This window comes from Paramylibacter ulvae, from assembly GCF_014652655.1.
Taxonomy (GTDB): Bacteria; Pseudomonadota; Alphaproteobacteria; order Rhodobacterales; family Rhodobacteraceae; genus Amylibacter; species Amylibacter ulvae.
Map to the genome: position 1 here is coordinate 1 of NZ_BMZF01000017.1, position 16640 is coordinate 16640.

The following is a 16640-nucleotide window of genomic DNA, read 5'->3' on the forward strand; positions in this document are numbered from 1 at the left end:
TTATCTGCAGCCGCTTTCGACTGCCCTGATTTCTTTGTCATGCTTAACTCCTAATTGTTAAGATGAACCAGAAATCCTCCATTATTCAAATGCTCAGGTATGTCCCAAAGGTGCTGACGTTAGACACTCTGTTCCCAAAGAAACCCCGGGCGCTTTAAAATCGCGTTCGATCAGCCCCAATGCCAAGGTCCAGAACTCAACCGCACGATCAAGGTCGGTCACCTGAAGTTCGACCGATCCCCAAGACAGGCGATCGCTGTGCGGGGGCACGTTTGTATTGCTAGCGGGCATGGAATGGAGCATGGGGGCAACCTTTTGAAGAAAAAGAGCGCCCCGGCGGGATAAACCGGGGCGCGTTGAGTTGGACTAAGCGCGCGGTGCGATAGGCGCTTTGTTCGTGCGTCCCCAAATCACCAAAGCGGCCAGTGCGAACAGGATCACGTTCATAGGCACAACTTCGAACTCACCGCGTGTGATGTGCAGGCCAGCGGCCAGAACCATGATCACGGCAAGACCAGCTGCAGCCCATTTCGTCAGGTGTGGCAAGAAGCGTGTTGCAGATGGCAGGATCAGACCAAGCGCGCCTGCGACCTCGGCAAGGCCAATGAATTTAATCAGCAAGAAGGGCGCGTTTTCGGCCCAGCCCATGCCCATCGCGACCAATTCAGCCGATCCGGTCATCAGCTTGGTAGCGCCTGCCATCAGGAACATCGCAGCCAATAGGGCTTGGGCGACCCACAGGCCAATATTCCAGCCCTTGCTGGTCTGCACGGGGTTTGTGTCAATCGTTGTCATGTCGTTTTCTTTCCAAAAAATCGCTTATGCAGCGCGTTATGATAAGAATAGGAATAAACATTTCCATTGATGACATCATTGGGCTATTTGTTTATCTACTATTTACTGTGAGTTGATGATGGACACACTTCTAAGCCTGCGTGTTTTTGCCGAAGTTGCAGAACACAAGAACTTCTCTGCCGTGGCAGAGCGCCTGAATATCTCGCCTGCGATGACCAGCAAACACGTCAAACACGTCGAGGCGCGCGTCGGCGCTCGCCTGCTCAATCGCAATAGCCGGAATGTGAGTCTGACCGAGGCAGGCGCGCAGTACTTGCTGACGATCCGCCCTTTGCTTGATGGCTTGGCCGAAGCTGAGGCGCAATTAACCTCCGACAGCCTGTCACCGCGCGGTACGCTCAGAATGTCGATGCCTGTTTGGATGTCCAATCCAGCCTTTGCGCAAATCCTGACCGCCTATCATCAGCAAAACCCGCATGTGACTTTTGATGTCGACCTGAGCGGCCGCAAAATCAACATGGTCGAAGAGGCTATCGATCTGGCGCTGCGTGTTGCTTTCAAGTTGGACGAGGGTTTGATCGCGCGAAAACTGGCAGAAGTCACGTTCCAATTGGCGGCGGCGCCTGCATTCCTGGACAGATTTGGCCGCCCCAAAACCCCAGAAGATCTGATCAACGCCCCGATGCTTGCTTATTCTCAAGTTGCAGCGGACGGTCGTATCAGATTTGGTGGCGAAAAAGGGTTGGATATCAAACTCAGGCCGATTTTGGTAAGCTCCAACGAAAGCATTCTTCACCAAGCGGCAGTAGCTGGCATGGGCTTTGCCATGCTTCCAAACTGGTCAGCCCAGAACGACGTGAAAGACGGTCGACTTGAAACCGTATTGCCCGAGATCGCATGGCCAAAATTACACATTCAGGCCATCTATGCTGACCGCAGCTATCTGCCTGCGAAGGTAAGAAGCTTTTTGGATTTCTTGGCCGGGCCGGATGGTTTCTCCGCCGTTTTGAAGTAGTTTATCGACGACCAATTGTGTGACCTAGGCGGCCAAACTTTTTGGTTAACAAAATGGTGCCGCGCATCGCAGACTACAGCGATGGCCCTATTCTCGTCGTTGTTTTTTTGCGGCTGGCGAAAGGCGTGTATAGCGGCCGTTCAAACCAAGAGTGTCGATGGCAGCTTTGTCCCCCATAGCTGCCATTTGCCAACAAAGGGTGTCCTATGGGAAGCCAATGTCCGCAATGCGGACCTTGCCAACTTTCGCTGCGGCCGCTCCAATGATCGCTTTCAAGCTTCCTTAAATATTTCCGACTAAAATCGACGCGTCAAAAACAGGGGTTTGTTACCGTAAACAAAAACGCAACCAGTTTTCAATTTTCGTTGCCTACTCTTCCGGTTTCAATCGCAATCGTGCGGCCACCAATACTTTTTGCGTAAACCTCTTCGGATAACGCAGGACAACAGCTTCGGCGCTTAGATCAAGCATGCCTGTCGCTTTGAGAAGGCGATAACCGTCTGACGGCTGAGCCTGAAGGGCCAAGTCGGCAAGGGTCTTCTCTACACCAACTCTTGCGATCTTCTGGCGAGTTCGGCTCAATCTAATAGTTTTACGCCGCTCCTCACTAAGCTCGTTCTCCAAGGCGGTGATGCTCTTCCAGAAGTCCTGGACAACTGGGTCATTCGGATCATCAATGTCTTTTGCTGCCCGAACTTCGATACGACGTCTTCGCGCAGCATCTTCGATTTCTTCAGCACCTTCCCGGTTTGCATTGGAAATCCAATTTTGTAGCTTCTTCTCGTCATCGCAAGTGGCGATAATATCAAGGAGTTTTCGATTTTTTGACATCACGAAGTCCCGCTTTTAACTGCGTAGCGAGACGCTCTGGAAAAGATGCTATTTGCACTGCTTATCTTAACGTTGCCCTGCTGTAGAACGCATCCTCTACTCTCCATTATTTGCCTAACCATGTGCCCCATCATCTGCTTAAGTCGGTCCTGTCTCGCACGGTCACCAAATCGCTCAATAAGAAAAGGCGAAAGCGGCTCAATGGCAGGACGGGAGAGATATGTCGCCGTTTCCATGCGGATGATGTTCTCGGGTCTGACTAAGAAATCCCAAATCTCCTTGCCACCCTCGTTAACAAATGTTGTGCTGAAGCGCCCAGCGTCGTAATTCATTCGTTTTCTCCATTTAAGATACGTCATAAATGACGCGTCTTAAATGATTTGTCAAGTGCAGTCGAAGTATGTGCTCAATATATAGCATAGTGGCAAAAACGGTCGTTTTGGTCACTGGCAACCATGCGCTTGTGAGCATTGAAAAATCTTGTTCCAAAAACCTTTGTGGCCTCCGCCCCAAGTTCCCTCCAGTTTTAGTAGAGCCCTTGGTTTGATTTACTTGGTCTACAATTGGGTGTCCTCTCGAATAAGTTGGTTGTTTTCGAGCCATAAGCTCCGCAATATTTCCCCTTCTCCAACAAAGCGTTCTACCAATTGCTCGCAGCCGTAAATTCGGTCTGTTCTAAAATGTCTAAAACCTGCTCTTAGCTCACACCAGCCGGCCAAAAGAATACAAGTAGACCGATAGGATAGAGCAATTGGACGAACTATGCGGCAAGTTTCGTTGCCATTTTCATCTCGATAGATAAGGCTCAGTTTGTGCTCGCCACGAATTGCGTTTCGTAGCGTAGAAATTGATATGCACCCGCGATCGGGATCATCAACAGGGGCTCCCCACGGAGAAACCTGCAGCCACTCAGCTGGACCATGAAGAACGTCAACTTTTTCAAAAATTCGAGAAGCCGCACGTTGCAACATGCTGTCTCCTGTCCTTGCGAGCAAAAGCAGCCCAACTCTCAAGGCCTCGATTTCTTCTTGATCAAAATTTAGCGGTGGAAGATCATAGCCTCGTCTCATTACATAGCCGATACCGGCTTCTCCTTCGATAGGAGTTTGCATGGTTTGGAGTGCAGAAATATCGCGATAAATAGTTCTCGTGGACACTTCAAGTTTCTGGCCAAGTTCCTCCGCCGTGATGGGCTTCGAGCTGGCTCTTAGAATCTGAATGATTTCGAACAGTCGATTAGATCGGTTCATAACGTGCCCCGTAGTTTTCTACTGACATCATAACATAGCCTCCTGACAACAGTATGTCAGTGGGGTTTTGAGATACTCAAAAAAGGGAGATATCTCATGAACTACTATGACTACGCCACTGAAAATGTCTTAAAATTGAGACAATGTTCAAAACCAGAGCAACTGCGAAGTTGGGAATTGGAGCAAGAGGCAGCACTACAACGAAGTGTAGATCTAAGCGAACATCCATCACCAAAGCATGCGCGCGCGCCAATCGTATTATTCAGGCGGATATCAAAATTGTTGCTGTCTACAACTGGTCACAAACCTTAGCTAAATCGTTCCTGACGCAGATAAAATCTTCATTGCAGCCATCGTCAACTTGGAAGCGTTAGGATGTAATTACTCCGAATTCCAAATCTTCGCTCAGCGCGACCATCCAACTTTAACCCACCTCTTTTTTGCTATATTATAACTACTCACAAGGAAGATTAAAATCGGTCCTTCTTGTGGTTCGCATCACAGTCGGCAGCGGGGACAAAGTGACAGTGACAGTATTTCCATCCAATTGATGAGGGCTGGCTACGGTCGTTGGATAGATTTCGCGACAAGGTCCGCCGAATTGGGCCGTAAGCGACCAATTTAGATTTTGACTAAATGTCCGCTAAGCGGACAAAGCGGGCGTTAGTCGCTTGGGCATTGATGTCTGCCTCGACCCCTAAGCAGAACTACGCGAAGACTCGTTTGGGCGTCTTTCGCTCAGGCGCTTTGACGCGCTCGGGTTCTGGCCAAATTTCCGTTTGTAGTCACGACTGAAATGCGTGGGGCTCTCGTATCCCACCTCGTAAGCCGCTGATGCGACAGTGCAGCCGCTGTGCTCGAGCAAATCCATCCCCGTGATCAAACGCAGGTTCTTTTGATACTGTAATGGGGTGGTGCCCGTCACCTTTTTGAAGTGCGTATGAAAGGCGGAATTGCTCATGCCGATCTGTTCTGCGATCTCCGGAACTCGCAAGGGAGCCGACAACTGTTGACGGATCACAACAATGGATCTGGAAATCCGGCTGGCGTAGCTGTCCGTTGCAAGAAGACCACGAAGAAGTGCCCCGGTCGATGACGTCAGCAACCGAAAATGGATTTCCCGCAGCAATTGGGGACCGAGCACGAACAGGGTTGTTGGGTCTCGGGCCATGTCCAGATAGCGATGTAAAGGGTCGATCCATGCCGCGTCCGACGGCGAGCAGCTGAATGCTCCGTCCGATTTCTCGTGATCTTGAAGGCCATCGAGTTGCGCGTAAAGTTCGCGCAAGGTGGTGAGGTTCAGTGACAATACGATTGCGAGGTAGGGTTCCTGGGGTGAGGCCTGTGTAATGCGAGACATCACAGGTAAATGTTGGCTGACCACCAGCGCGTCTCCCGTGCTGACATGGACGGATTGTTCACCGGAGCGCATCATTTTCGCCCCCTGAAGCACCATACAGAGCACGGGTTCGTATAAATGCGCTTCGAGAGCACTTGGTTCGTTGCGCCGATAAATACATACCGCCGGTGGCGGTGAAAGCGCCACGGCTCCATCAGGGGCGCAGAGGTCGATAAGCTCCGTCACGGGTATTGTCCCATCATCGATAGTCATGCAGTCATCTTTACTCGACAGATAGAATGCTGCACCATATTTCTTACAGATTGTAGGATTTGGCAGATTTTTGGTAGAATTCGGCATGCAAGGCCATCCCTGGCGTAGTATCTGTATGAATAGAACAACATATAATTTTCAGGAGCGATGAATGTCCATCCAAGATCAGTTTCGCGATTTCACAACCCATCACGATCGGTACCCCTTGATTGATTCCAAAAGCACGTTGAGCGGCAGCGCCGAGGGAAAAGTTGTCTTTATCGCAGGTGCGTCTCGTGGCATCGGTCAGGCGACAGCAATTGCGTTTGCTCAAGCCGGAGCTGCGGCGGTGTATTTAACTGCGCGCTCCGAAACCGACTTGCAAGAGACATGCACACTCATCGCAGAGACAAATCCAGTCACCAAAACCGCCTATTCGGTTTGCGATGTCACCCTTGCTGATCAAGTTGCTGCATCTGTTGTAGATTGTGTCGCGCAGTTTGGCGGTATTGATGTCGCTGACGCCAATGCCGGGTTTCTTGGCCCTTGGGTAAAAATCGGTGAATCTGACCCAGCGTCCTGGTGGAAAAATTGGGAAGTAAACATGCAAGGCACCTACCACATCGCTCGCTACGCGCTGCCGCATTTGATCGATAGCGCGAAACGGCATGACAGTGCGGGGCAAAGCGGCGGCCACCTGATCCTGATGTCGTCGATCGGTGCACAGCTTCTGATGACGGGGGCGTCTGACTACCAAACGTCCAAACATGCCATAAATCGGCTTTGCGAGTTTGTTCAGTCAGACCACGGCGAGGACGGAATCAAGTGCTTCGCCGTTCACCCGGGTGGCGTCGCGACGGAGCTTGGGCACAACATGCCCGAGGAAATGCACGAATACTTGGTCGACACGCCCGATCTCGCCGCCTGTTTCATCGTCTGGCTCGCCAGCGGACAGGCCGATTGGGCAAAGGGTCGCTATCTGTCGGCAAACTGGGATGTGGATGAACTTAAATCTGCCCGCACAGAAATCGAAGACAACGATCTCTTCGTAAACCGGCTACGGGCATAAGATGCAAATGCGGTTGCTGGAGACAGCGGTCGTTTCGCCGCTCTGCAGCATCCATCACTTTGGGCTCAAAGCAGTCTTTCGTTACATTGAACTAACGAATAGACTTCTATTAACCGAGCGTCCGCTTCCCGCCCATTTGTTTCGATCGACGTGAACGGCCCTTAGCCGACATTGGTCCGATAAAGTTGTCTTCATTTAGCTCAGCGTCCGTTGTGCGGGACGAAGATGTCATTCACTATACTCTGATAAAAGTCATCTATCTGTTGTCGTCATATCCATTTGGTCTGTTACATCAAAAAAACGTGCTTCCAAAGCAGATACGGCAAGGCAAATGAAGTCTCTCAATTCAGCGATACGCGCGATTTCACTCCGACCCTTACGAGAAATCACCCACAGATCGTGGTAGCGTTGTTTTGGAAGTTGAATGATTGCCAGCTCCTTCTTTCTAACAAAGGCGTCCACGCCGGATTTTGGCAATATTGTGTATCCCAGTCCCTCCGCTACTGGGATGGGAATTTGGCCGATCTGGTTGACGAAAGTCCTTACCCTCAACCGATCAGCGCCTTTGAAGTCTTTTGGGAAGTTCAGCGAAAAAAGATCATCCGCATATGCGTATCCGTCTGGATGCGCGACAAAGCCAAGCTCGTTCAGGCGGTGGAGGTCAAAATCTTGTCCGGCAAGGGATCGTGGAACAACCAAACACAACTCTTCACGGGTCAATTCAATTGCCTCCAGTCGAGGATGGTTGATTGGTTCAGCGACGACCCCCAGATCAAATTCGCCACTCAGAACAGATGTCACAATGCTCATATGTGGAGCAGCTGTAACTCTGATCACAAGCTCTGGCGCATGATGCATCCGATCAAGAATATGCGGATAGAGCCACATGGCAAAGCTGCCGGAACACCCAATGCTGATGTCGCCTACGTGTGGATCATCAATATTGATCGTGTCTTGCAGTGCGCGTTCTTGCTGACGTCGCGCAAGGCCGATGGCCAGCACAGCTTCACCAGCTGGGGTGAGCGTGAAGGACTTCCCATCCTTTGATATCAGCGGTTTTCCGACTTGGGACGCTAGTTTGTGCAAATGCTGCGAAACACCAGGCTGGGTCATCCCCAACAGCTCCGCCGTCCGTGTAAAATGCCCGACGTCGCATAGCGTCGTAAAGGTATCCAACCACGTGGCGTTTAGCATGGGTGCCTCATAAAATTATGAAAATCATACAAAATGATAATTTTTAATACGGGAGCAGTCCATCTAATTCTCTTTCAACACTCTTGAAAGGAAACACTATGCAACCAACGCCACGCTCATTCTCTCATATCGGCTTATCTGTTCCAGATTTGGACAAGGCGATCAAATTCTACGGCGACGTTCTTGGCTTCTATGTCATCATGGAACCTACGATCATTATTGAAGACGACAGCGACATTGGCCAGATGTGCACGGACGTTTTTGGCAAAGGTTGGGGGCACATGCGCATCGCGCACTTAGCGACGGCTGATCGTATCGGGTTTGAACTGTTCGAATTTGAAGCGCACGAGGCACCGGGCGACAACCTCAACTTCAGACAACACGGCACGTTTCACTTTGCTATTCAGGATCCGAATCTTGAGGATCTACTGGTTAAAATCGTCGCGGCTGGCGGCAAGCAACGCATGCCCATTCGCGAATATTTTCCCGACGAGAAACCATATCGCATGGTTTATGTCGAAGACCCCTTTGGGATCGTCTTTGAACTCTACAGTCACAGCTATGAACTGACATACTCTAACGGTGCGTACTCCTAAGCCAGAAGCCGGCATTCACATTGCAAGTGAATGTCGGCACCCTGGGCTCAAAGCAAACCTCGGACGCTATGCGAAATCCTGTGATATAATGTTTTGTCAACGTTGGGTTGTCGATGTGGGAGGGCGTGGCGGATCAAAGGATACATCATGCAAACACCGAATTTACCCGCCATTCGCGCAGTACGTCCAGCCTGGAACAAAGGCCGGATCGTCGGCCAGAAACGGCCGCTCAAGCCCAAACACGTCTGGGCGATCCGTGTAAGGCTCGAGCTGGCTGAGAACTATCGCGATCTTGCGCTGTTCAATCTGGCCATCGACAGCAAGTTGCGCGGCTGCGATTTGGTCAAAATGAAGGTGGTCAATATAATGGCGTCCGGCCAGATCAGAGAGCGGGCGTCAGTGTTGCAAAGCAAAACCCAGAAACCCGTTCGCTTCGAGATAACCGAAGGGACCAGAGCCTCGCTCGCAAAGTGGATGGAAGAACCAATGATGGTCGGGTCCGAGTACCTTTGGCCAGGGCGTTTTCACGAGCGCTTGCACATCTCAACCCGTCAATATGCGCGGATTGTGCGGCACTGGGTCTCGTCTATTGGTTTGGAAGTGACAGCTTATGGAACTCATTCGATGCGACGCACGAAAGTCACGCAGATTTATAAGAAAACCGGTAACTTACGAGCGGTTCAGCTACTATTGGGTCATACCAAGATGGACAGCACGGTGCGGTATCTTGGCGTTGAGCTTGAAGATGCGCTGACTATCGCAGAAGCCATCGAAATTTGATGTTCAAAAGCTGTCATTGGCAGTTGGTTCGGGATGCTGCGGTGCGACCAGTTAAATCGGCCATTCGTGCATGGTGCAGCATCTTGGGCTACCGAAGGACGGTAGATGGGACAAGGCTGACCTTCGCCTTTAGCAGAGCAATGCCCGCTTTTCATTCAACCGGGGTGCCAAATACTGCGATGCCTACGCCGAGCAAAGCCAAGACCGCGAAGATAACTGTTCGTGCAGGATGGCCGGACCTAGCGGCACGGATCGTGGCGATCGTCGATTGTAAAGCGTAGTAAAGCGCGAATGCCCGCGACGCATAGCTAATGATCTCGAAGATATTGGCAGTCCAAGTAAGCACAAGTCCGATACAGACCAGCAACGCATAGGCTAACTTTTCGGACACTACACCTCTGCTAACCTCTGCAATCAGGCCCCCTGATCCACTTGTATCTGCAATTGCGGCGCTAAACTGGGCGCTCAGTGCCGCCACGACCAATAGCAGCGGCAGGATTGGGGCAACGACCTGCATAAGGTCGATGATCGCGGTTTCGTCTAAAGAGAGTGGATCTGACTCGAACGCATAGGTTAATAACACGATATACACACTGTAAATGGCGGTGGATAGCAACTGCGCCAAGCGCATGGACCTGATACGCATGGCGGCGTCATAAGTTCCACCCAGATAGCGCGATGTTTCAAACCCTTGGACGGTTACGATCAATCCAGCCATAAGCGTGATCCCCGCCCAGCCTGTGACACGCGGTTCATCAAAGTGTAGCACGTGTTGCCCTGCTGTATTGCCAAAATGGACTGCAAGCCCAAATAAAAGGCCTGCGATGATGGCCAGCTTCAAACCGACAGAAACCTGCTCCATTCGTTCAAGCGCCGAAAAGCCGCGCGTCATTCCTGTAAACAAGATCAGGAGGAACACTGAACTCGTCAGCATGTTGGCGTGGAAGGCGTCGTTCAGCTGCGTCAAGCTAACACCGAACGCCCCAAAAAGGTTTAGATAGTAGGCAACTGAAACCACAAAGGCGAAGGCAAGGACGCAGGATGACATGACTTCAAGTGTGTTAACAACTTGAGACGAAAGCGGCTGTCGGTCAATGTCCGCGATGTTGAATCTGATTGCACCGCCGAAAAGATAAGCAACCGCACAGAGGCCAACCATCACAAAAGGTGCATACCCTCCGTAGCTGACATCAAGGATGGGCCCCAGAACCAGAAACCCGCTCCCAATTATCGACGCCAAAGGGGTGATGGTTGCACGCCAGACTCTCGCATTTGAGAGCCGGGGCCAAATCATTACCGCCCCAGCGAAAGTGACCGTTGCGAGAATAAGAGCATTCAACATGGTGCGAGAAATACACGTGTTTTCCGGCAGAGTAACCCTCCAAATTCAAAAGCAGTCATTTGTGTAGGTCACAGCATTGGTTAAATTCGGGCTCACTGCCTCCATTAAATCGGCGGCAGCATTTTGCCTGTGGGTGCTATCAACGCAAATAAGAACGGCCCAAAGCCGTTATTGGTCCGATAAAGTTGTCTTCATTTACTCAGTGTCCGCGTTCGGCCCAAACTGGACTTTCGGTAGACCATTCCAATGCTGCAGTGCAGCCAATCGAACTCGGCATTCGTGCGTATCGCATCAATTATAAAAATTGGGAGGTCGCAGTGCAAAAAACTCGCTAAAGACTATTTGCCTTGCGTATCATTTCGACAAGCTCATTAATCTTCTCCCTCAAATCCAAAGTATCCAAGTCAATTGGTTTGTTACAGACTATCGCTGCTGCACCAACTTTGTCTCCGCCTTTGTAAGTGATTTGCTTGCCTGAACCATTCGGATTTTCGCGAAAAAAGTAGAATGCATGGTCGTATTGGCCAGTCTTACCTGCTTTCTTGTATAATCGCGGGTGGAGTGTTTTCAAAGCCGATTGAAGCTCGCCCCCATCAACGTAATTCTCAATTTCACGACCAGCGGTCACCCACACGACACCTGCTCCTTCGCTCATCTCTGTTACAATCCGCTGCGCATGTGGCTTGAGCTCGCTTTCGTCGTCCCCCTTGTCGCTGTCGAGAACTATAGCCATGTGCCTATTTAGCTTTCGCAGGGCGATAAACTCGTTCAACGCATCATCTGATGCGCTGAGGTGGCTGATAAGCCCACCGCCATAGAACATAATAGTTTAGTGGATGCCTTCTATTAATCGAGTATCTACCGCATTGATCCAATGATTTAAGTAAGTTCTGTCAGATGGGCCTTCGACCCAAATAACGGAGTTTGTTTGCAAAATGTCCGACGCCTGATAACCAAGGTCATCTAGGATTTGTCCACGGTCTTCAGCAGTGACTACTGCTTGAATTCGGGTTTGCTGGCCATCATTCGTGACGTGGAATACGTTAGCATTTGGTGTGTCGACAAACGCCGATGAGTGGGTCGCTATGAAATATTGGCTTGATGTGTGGTCCTTAAGGTAATTGATTAATTTTCTTTGGAGCAATGGATGTAAATGAATTTCAGGTTCCTCGAGACACATTATGCTTTTATCGTAAATCGTGCAAAAGGCAGCGATCAGAATAACTTCGTGAATACCAGTCCCAAGTGAGGCAAGTGGAAGCACTTTGTCATCCATGTGTACGAGCAGATGCTCTCTACCACTTGGGACCTCTAGGGTTGCATCCGATTTACCTGTGACGGTTCTGAGAAAATCGGTGATACGTCTGAACTTTTCTCGGTCTTCTTGTTTGTTCCAAGCAGGGTTTTGCAAAGTGGCGAGGTGGTCAATCAACCCGCGGCCACTTAGGTCTTCAAAGTTCTCCCCCGTGAGGCCGAGTGTGCGTTTTGCAGGGATCATGTAGATAACACGGCATTCGTTGCGTGCAGGGCTGTGGTTTTGATGGGGCCGAAGCTTTTACTTGCAACAATCGCACCAAAAAGCACTATCGATGTAATAGTATAGATTGCAACTATACTACAGGGCTTGAAGAGCCACCGAAAGTACTAGATTACTACATAAACCCTCCTACATTAGGGCCGTTACTAAAGGAAATTAAATGCTTAAGCGAAACAGACCACTTTATGCGGTGTTAATCGATGCGGACAATATTCCAGCGAAACACGCTGCACCAATCCTAAAAGAGATAGCAACGTTTGGTGAGCTGGCGTTGCGACGCGTTTACGGAGATTGGTCAAGTGGGCAACTTAGGGGCTGGGCTGAAACTGTTCGCGAACTTGGATTGGTAGCGCATCAGGAAACAGCAAATACCAAAGGTAAAAATGCCAGTGACATCGGTTTGGTAATTGATGCGATGGATATCTTACATGCAGGCCGTTTCGACGGGTTTGTTTTGGTTAGCTCTGATAGCGATTTTACAGCTCTTGCTAACCGTATACGTGAACAAGGTTTAGAGGTTATTGGTATTGGTGAAAGCAAGACACCTGAAAGCTTGCGTAATGTTTGCAACCGATTTGTGCTTGTAGAGAATATAGTAGAAGAACCAGCACCCGCAGAGAATGGGAAGCGAACTAAAAACAACAAAAAGCCTGCAAAAAATGCAATTCCATTAATTATTTCAGCAATGGAAAAAATTGAACAAGATGATGACTGGTATTCACTTTCAGCTCTAGGTAAGCAAATTATTGCTGCCAATTCAGATTTTGACACTCGCACCTACGGATACAAAAAACTCAGTGAACTTGTCGGTAGTCTCAGCCCATTTGACATTCGCAAGACCAATCAAACCCTGTACGTTCGGCAGGTGAGCTAGCTGGGCCAGTCCAATTTTTATCATTTGCTTAATCCAAAATATGGGGGGCTTTAATTCCCAACAATAACTCTAAGTATCCCCATTTTCTTCTTCCTCTAACCATTCCGACTATTGGTGTCGGCCATCTGATAAAATGGAAAACGTGAGCTAAAAAAATACTTGAAGCTTTGGCTCCTACCTTTCCTGTTACTGTTATTTATTCCCTTCTTAGTAACCTTGCCCCGCCCCTTAGAGAACCGTTAATGTAAAATCTCAACATTTCGCGACTAGGCTAATGTGAAAAATACAAAGCTATGGAGTTCTGCCTTGGGAAGGTCAAACCATTTGACGAACAAGGCCAAATACATCAAAGATATTAAAACGCCATAAAAAGTTGAACTATGCACCTCGCTTTTATTCAAAATTTTGCGTACTTTCTTTTGATAGGATTTGTCACCTACACGACTTTTTCAGCAACAATATCACACAAAATTTCGTTTCGTCGAAGCATATTTATCGGTTCCGCACTTGGAACCATCATCTTCCTATTTATTTCACACCCAAGCATTACAAGTGACACCGCCTTTCCGTTAGATGTCGACTTTAGCGCGGGGCCATTGATTTTGGCAGGCTACCTTGGCGGACCATTCGCAGCCATTGTTGCAAGCCTGATTGGATTATCTTCTCAGGTTTGGAATGGCGGGCCGTCTCCAATTCTCGCAGGCGTAACGTCTGCATCACTACCGTTCCTAGGTGTTCTTGTAGGTTACCTGCGGCCGTATCAACATTGGCTGGACATAAACGCGAAGGTTATATTAGCCTCAATTTTTGGCTTTCTTTCGATTCAATCATTTTTCCTAATTTCATCCATCTGGATATTTAATTCTTCAGAAATGCAATGGTCCATGACAAATGCGTTTTCGTTGTTTAGCACTGGTGTACTGTCTGTCATTGCGACGTCCATCGTGATTAAGTATTCAAAATATTGGGCCGAAAAAAACGTATCAATTGCCACATATGTCTCAAAGTTCGAGCTAGCAACCAAGTCAGCCGGGTTAGGTGTTTTCGTCGCTATTGCTGATTCCGAGACACTGTATTTTGACAGCGGAACGATGGCTATCTGTGGTCTGGATCGTGACAGCGGAGATATAAGCGTAAAAGAATGGCTATCACTGATTCACCCTGACGACCTTGAGGTAACAAAGAAGACTTTTGCTGCCTTGTGGAACGATACTTCGTCTTCGCCGGAATACGCATACCGTATTGTGCGACCTAATGGGGAGATCGTTTTTGTCCAGGCCAATTGGTTTGTTGATCGTGCTAATGATGGAAAAGTAAAAAAAATCATCGGTGTAGTGGCTGATGTATCCGAAATTCGAGAAGTCGAACGTAAATACTCTATTTCAGAGGCCCGTATTGCCGGGGTCGCGAACAACCTTCCTGGCGTGTTTATGAGCTTTAATTATATGGGCAACAACAAATTCAATTTGACTTACATATCCGATCAATGTGAGGACATTTGGGGTTACACCTCGCTAGAGATGACCAAAGATAGCGGGATTTTGGTGAGGGCCCATGATCCAGCTGATCTTGATGACATGTATGATGCCATGGCGGATGCCGCCACAAAACTTGATGATTTTACGCGCCGTTTTAAAATTACCGACAGGTATGGCAACGTAAAGTGGTTAGAGGGACGGGTAACTGCAACCCACAAAGCAGACAATGTTGTCTATATGGATGGCCTTTTTCTTGACGTTACGAAACAAGTTGATGCCCAAAGCAGGTTAACAGAGCAAGCTAGAATGGCACATCGCGCGCAGAAAAACGAAAGCATTGGCCAGCTAACTGGCGGTGTAGCGCATGACTTTAACAATCTTTTGGCGATCGTACTCGGCAATTTGGAGTTGCTTCGTGATAAGCTTTCAAATGAAGAGCATTTCGAACTAATCGACAAAGGGATTGCTGCTATTCAACGCGGGAGTAACCTTACCCGCAATATGTTGGCTTTCGCCCGTAAGGCGCAATTGGCCCCCAAAGCTATCGACTTGAACAAGCTGGTGCGTGATACTAAAGATTGGACATCTCAAACCCTTCCGGCGACCATTTCAATTAAGATGTCTCTATCAAAAGGGCTTTGGCAGGTCGAGGCAGACCCCAGTTCCACCGAAAGCGCATTGTTGAATTTGATTTTGAACGCACGAGACGCGATGGAGAACGCGGGGGTGCTTACCATTGAGACTGCCAATGTTACCATTGGTGATGATTATATAGATGTTCACGAAGAACAATTGGAGCCTGGCCGGTACGTCATGTTATCAGTTTCGGATACAGGTCATGGCATACCAACCCACAAACTCACCAGCATTTTTGAGCCATTCTTTTCAACCAAGGCACCTGGAACCGGCTCGGGGCTGGGGCTTTCCATGGTTGATGGGTTTATGCGTCAATCAGGCGGAACTGTGCAGGTTTATTCAGAAATCGGCGTAGGAACATCATTCAAGCTATATTTTCCGGCATTTGCAAGCGAGGATAAGTTCATCGAGAAACAGAAAGTCAGATCAGTCGAAACAATAACAGGGAGCGGCAAAATACTTGTTGTTGAAGATGAGCCAGAAGTCTTGCGTGTTATCGTCGCGAACCTGACGAATGCAGGGTATGCTGTGACACAGGCAAGCTCGGGGGACCAAGCAAAAGAGATTTTCGATGCGAACCCGTATTTTGACCTTTTGCTAACAGATATTGTCATGCCAGGTAACCTTCAGGGTACGACGCTGGCCCGAGCGATTCGCGAAGATCACCCGGATTTACCTGTTGTGTTTATGTCGGGTTACGCCAGCGAGGCAACTGTTCATGGTAATGGTTTGCGTCCTGAGGACATTCGCCTGATGAAACCGGTTGGACGTGCAAAACTATTCGCTGCCATTGAAAAGTTATTAGCTAGACGGTTCCCCAAGTAGAATTAATATTTTGACAACCCATTCGCTTCACTATCATCAAATGGAGGTTTTGCCCCCAAAGCACCTTCAGCCTTCTTAGAACTGAATTTCCGGGCTACTCAAATCCACATCCCCACAATACTTCCTCTTGCTCTAACCATCCCTTCCTTTTTTCCCCTCAAGCCTTTCCCATTACTAGTATCTATTCCCTTTGCTAACTACCTGCCCCGCAGACAGACAGTACGCCTCCACCGATAGCCACCCCCATCGAGTACCCTGCACTGAGGCTTTGCGGCTGGGTTGTAGGGGCCTCAGAGTAAAAGGACCCCAAAAAGGGCCCCAGTTTCTGTCGGGTGTTGTGGGTGTCGTGGACGCTAGCCCCGGTGCGCCTTAATCACGGGGTAACAGGGTGTGGTTCACACCGTAGGCAGCGTGGGCCCGGTCGTCGTGTTTGTTGTTTCGGTATCGGACCTTCTTTGGATGTCTGTGTCTGTCTGTTGGAGAGGGGAAGAGGGGATTAGATACTAGTAATGGGAAAGGGTAGGAAGAAAAAAGGAAGAGGAAGGAATGAAAAAGGAGGGATGGTTAGAGTTTAGGGAGTATTTTGGGGGATGTGTGTTTGAAATTTTTTTCTGGATTTGAATTCAAAAAGGGGTCGGGGATGCTTGCAGCCCATAATTGACATTAAAGGTCTTGGCTGCAAATGACAGCTTTGAGCCCATTTCAACCGATGCTGCGGGACGCACAAAAGACGGTTAAGACACTGCTTTTTTAATTTCAACACCGGGTGCATGAAGGCCCTTTTTTTGAATTAGTGAAGATTTCGAACCCATCTGCGGTCACACCCA

At 49.1% G+C, this 16640-nt stretch carries 14 protein-coding genes; 6 read left to right on the forward strand and 8 right to left on the reverse strand.

Annotation, left to right across the window (positions count from 1 at the left end):
* Positions 1-366 precede the first annotated feature (366 nt).
* Positions 367-795, reverse strand: a complete 429-nt coding sequence (locus IE094_RS15340) for a DoxX family protein (RefSeq protein ID WP_189641595.1) — start codon at positions 793-795, stop codon at positions 367-369.
* A gap of 115 nt (positions 796-910) precedes the next feature.
* On the opposite strand from IE094_RS15340, the gene IE094_RS15345 reads away from it, so the two are divergent.
* A complete protein-coding gene (locus IE094_RS15345; RefSeq protein WP_229802388.1) occupies positions 911-1810 on the forward strand; it encodes a LysR family transcriptional regulator in 900 nt (299 codons plus the stop codon).
* A 369-nt stretch (positions 1811-2179) separates the two neighbouring features.
* On the opposite strand, the gene IE094_RS15350 is transcribed toward IE094_RS15345, so the two are convergent.
* From IE094_RS15350 to IE094_RS15360, 3 genes are all read right to left on the reverse strand, one after another.
* Entirely contained in the window at positions 2180-2641 is a 462-nt protein-coding gene (locus IE094_RS15350; RefSeq protein ID WP_189641596.1) for a hypothetical protein, read from the reverse strand.
* A 557-nt stretch (positions 2642-3198) separates the two neighbouring features.
* Entirely contained in the window at positions 3199-3891 is a 693-nt protein-coding gene (locus IE094_RS15355) for a helix-turn-helix transcriptional regulator (RefSeq protein WP_189641597.1), read from the reverse strand.
* Positions 3892-4588: 697 nt separating this feature from the next.
* Positions 4589-5590 (reverse strand): AraC family transcriptional regulator, encoded by a 1002-nt coding sequence (locus IE094_RS15360; RefSeq protein ID WP_189641598.1) that lies wholly within the window; start codon positions 5588-5590, stop codon positions 4589-4591.
* Between the two features lie 64 nt (positions 5591-5654).
* Between IE094_RS15360 and IE094_RS15365 the strand changes: the two genes are divergently transcribed.
* Entirely contained in the window at positions 5655-6551 is an 897-nt protein-coding gene (locus IE094_RS15365; RefSeq protein ID WP_229802389.1) for an SDR family NAD(P)-dependent oxidoreductase, read from the forward strand.
* Between the two features lie 252 nt (positions 6552-6803).
* Here IE094_RS15365 and IE094_RS15370 read toward each other — a convergent pair whose 3' ends face one another.
* On the reverse strand, positions 6804-7745 hold the full coding sequence (locus IE094_RS15370) for a LysR family transcriptional regulator (protein WP_189641599.1): 942 nt from the start codon (positions 7743-7745) through the stop codon (positions 6804-6806).
* A 98-nt stretch (positions 7746-7843) separates the two neighbouring features.
* Here IE094_RS15370 and IE094_RS15375 point away from each other — a divergent pair, with 98 nt between their 5' ends.
* Complete coding sequence (locus IE094_RS15375; RefSeq protein WP_189641600.1) at positions 7844-8341, forward strand: lactoylglutathione lyase family protein; 498 nt, start codon at positions 7844-7846, stop codon at positions 8339-8341.
* 147 nt (positions 8342-8488) lie between these two features.
* Positions 8489-9121 carry a tyrosine-type recombinase/integrase gene (locus IE094_RS15380; RefSeq protein WP_189641601.1) on the forward strand — a complete coding sequence of 211 codons (633 nt, stop codon included), beginning with the start codon at positions 8489-8491 and terminating at the stop codon, positions 9119-9121.
* Between the two features lie 151 nt (positions 9122-9272).
* On the opposite strand, the gene IE094_RS15385 is transcribed toward IE094_RS15380, so the two are convergent.
* From IE094_RS15385 to IE094_RS15395, 3 genes are all read right to left on the reverse strand, one after another.
* Positions 9273-10463, reverse strand: a complete 1191-nt coding sequence (locus tag IE094_RS15385; protein WP_189641602.1) for an Aq_097 family APC-type transporter — start codon at positions 10461-10463, stop codon at positions 9273-9275.
* A gap of 331 nt (positions 10464-10794) precedes the next feature.
* On the reverse strand, positions 10795-11286 hold the full coding sequence (locus IE094_RS15390) for a hypothetical protein (protein ID WP_189641603.1): 492 nt from the start codon (positions 11284-11286) through the stop codon (positions 10795-10797).
* Positions 11287-11292: 6 nt separating this feature from the next.
* Positions 11293-11961 carry an ATP-dependent nuclease gene (locus IE094_RS15395; RefSeq protein ID WP_189641604.1) on the reverse strand — a complete coding sequence of 223 codons (669 nt, stop codon included), beginning with the start codon at positions 11959-11961 and terminating at the stop codon, positions 11293-11295.
* 199 nt (positions 11962-12160) lie between these two features.
* On the opposite strand from IE094_RS15395, the gene IE094_RS15400 reads away from it, so the two are divergent.
* Both IE094_RS15400 and IE094_RS15405 read left to right on the forward strand, forming a co-directional pair.
* The gene (locus tag IE094_RS15400) at positions 12161-12874 is read left to right on the forward strand and encodes an NYN domain-containing protein (protein ID WP_189641605.1); all 714 of its coding nucleotides are present in this window, start codon (positions 12161-12163) and stop codon (positions 12872-12874) included.
* Positions 12875-13254: 380 nt separating this feature from the next.
* Positions 13255-15813 (forward strand): PAS domain-containing protein, encoded by a 2559-nt coding sequence (locus IE094_RS15405; protein ID WP_189641606.1) that lies wholly within the window; start codon positions 13255-13257, stop codon positions 15811-15813.
* Positions 15814-16640 lie beyond the last annotated feature (827 nt).